Source organism: uncultured Roseicyclus sp., from assembly GCF_937892565.1.
GTDB lineage: Bacteria > Pseudomonadota > Alphaproteobacteria > Rhodobacterales > Rhodobacteraceae > Roseicyclus.
Genome location: NZ_CALAHQ010000003.1, coordinates 1 through 2,428, shown reverse-complemented (window position 1 = coordinate 2,428; position 2,428 = coordinate 1). Strand labels below are relative to the sequence as shown.

1 protein-coding gene is annotated in these 2,428 nt (G+C 64.1%); it reads left to right on the top strand.

Going from position 1 to position 2,428, the window contains the following annotated elements; translation table 11 throughout:
* Positions 1-104 precede the first annotated feature (104 nt).
* A partial coding sequence (locus Q0094_RS00120; protein WP_297613938.1) for a glycosyltransferase occupies positions 105-2,428 on the top strand: 2,324 nt, incomplete at its 3' end.

The following is a 2,428-nucleotide window of genomic DNA, read 5'->3' as shown; positions in this document are numbered from 1 at the left end:
CAACTCACCGCCCGCGCCCAGCTCTTTGGCAAAACCGACTATGGCAGGTATCTGGAGGGGCTGATTTGACACCGCGACACCCAATGGCCGGGCGGGGCTAGGCCATGCTGTTCCGCCTCTATGCCCTTTACCGTCGCTATGTGGGACATCACGCCGACCGGCTGTGCGGGCGTGCGATCCGGTATCATGGGCGACGGATTGGCCGTTTGGAACGCGTCTGGCGGATCGATGGAGCGCTGCGGATCGTGGGATGGACCAGCGCGCAGCATCTGCGGCTCAGCTGGCCCGGCGGCTGCGTGACGACGGTTCCGGGCATTGAGCGCGCGGATGTGCAGCATCGCCTTGGCCTGCCGCTGGAGACCGGTTTTGAGATCGAAGTGTCACAAGATGCCAAACCTCTGACCTTGCACGCGATCTTGCCGTCTGGTGTTGAAATATCGTGCCATGTGCCACACCCTTCTGAGCCGCCGACGGCTTTGGCGCGGAGCCGTCTTGCCCTTGCGTTTGTGCGCGACGCCTTGCGCGCGGCGCCGGTCTATCTGCGCTCGGTCGTCACGCGCGATCCGGCCGCGCGCGCGCGCATCAAGGAGATCCTTGGTCTTGTGGCCGTGTCACGGGGGTTGCCCATCGATGCCAGCTTGTTCAGCGATCAGCCGGCGCCCCGATCCGACCACCCGATCACCATCATCTTGCCGGTCCACAATGCCTTTGAGCTGTTGGAAGAGGCGCTGCGCCGGGTCGCGGCACACACCGATGTCGATTGGCATCTGATCTTGATCGATGATGCCTCGAGCGATCCGCGCGTGCGGCCGTTCTTGCGCGCCTGGTCCGATGCGATGGGCGATCGCGTCAGCTTGGTGGAATTGGACCGGAATCTGGGCTTTGTGGGGGCGGTCAACCGCGGTTTCGAGTTGGCCGAAGGCCATGCGGGGCATGTGGTCTTGCTGAACTCCGACGCCATGGTCCCCGAGGGCTGGGCGTCACGCCTGATTGCGCCCTTCGATCGGGACAAGACCATCGCTTCGGTCACGCCCATGTCAAACAACGCCGAAATCTTTTCTGCGCCGATGATCTGCCGGTCGATGCAAATTCCCGCAGGCATGGTTGATCGAATAGATGCGGTGGCACAGCGCCTGTCCTGGCCCGACCCCTTGCCACAGGCCCCCACGGGGGTGGGGTTCTGCATGGCGATGTCGGCGCGCTGGTTTGCACGATTTCCCCGCTTTGACACCGCCTTTGGCCGGGGTTACGGCGAAGAGGTCGATTGGTGTCAGAAAACCCGCGCTGCGGGCGCCGTCCATGTCGGGCTGCCGACGGTATTTGTCGAACATCGCGGCGGTGAAAGCTTTGGCCTTGCCCAAAAGCAAGACCGCGTGCTGCGGGCCAATGCGATGATCGCGCGGCGCTACCCGTCCTATGACGCCGAGGTACAGAGCTATATCGCGACCGACCCGCTTCGCACGCCACGGATCGCCCTGGCTGTGGCAATGGCGGGGGAATTGGCCACTGACGCGGTGCCGCTGTTTGTGGCCCATTCGCTGGGTGGGGGGGCCGATCACGCGCTCATGGCCGAGATCGCGACCTATACCGGACGGGGCCAATACGGCTTGATCTTGCGCGTGGGCGGGCCGCATCGTTGGCAGCTTGAGGTGCATGGTCCAAACGGTACAATGTCGGTCGGCACGGGGCAACTTGACGATATCAAGCGCCTTGTTGCGCCGCTGCCCGCGCTGCGCATGGTGTATTCCTGCGGTGTGGGCGACCCCGACCCCATTGGCCTCCCTGCGGCGATGCTGGCCTTGATCCGCCCCGATCATCCTGATCGGCTTGAGGCGCGGCTGCATGATTTCTTCGTGGTCAGCCCGTCCTATTGCCTGTTGGATGCCGATGGTGCCTTTCGTGGGTCGATTCTTCGCGCCAACCCCGACCCGGCGCATGGCCTGCGCCGGGCCGATGGCAGCGTGGTCTTGCTGGATCGCTGGCAAGACGCTTGGCACGGTTTCCTGTCGCGCTGTGCCGAGATCACGGTGTTTTCCCAAACAAGCGCGGCGCATCTATTGGCGAGCTATCCAGATCTCAGGGATGCCATCGTCTTGCGCCCCCATCAGATCAACGCATCGATCGGGCGGGTCGCGCCGCCAGCGCCGGGCGCGGGAACGCTGGCCATTCTGGGCAATATCAACCATCAAAAGGGCGCGGGCGTGCTGTGCGCGCTTGCGGCCAGAATGGCGCGTGCGGGCGGGCCCAGGCTGGTGCTGATCGGCAATATCGACCCGGCCTTTTCCCTGCCACCTTTGGTCCGGCTGCATGGCAGCTATCATGCCGGCGACATTGCAGAGCTGGCGCAACGCTATGGGGTTGGCGCGTGGCTGATGCCGTCGATCTGGCCCGAGACCTTTTCCTTTGCCACCCATGAGATGCTGGCCAC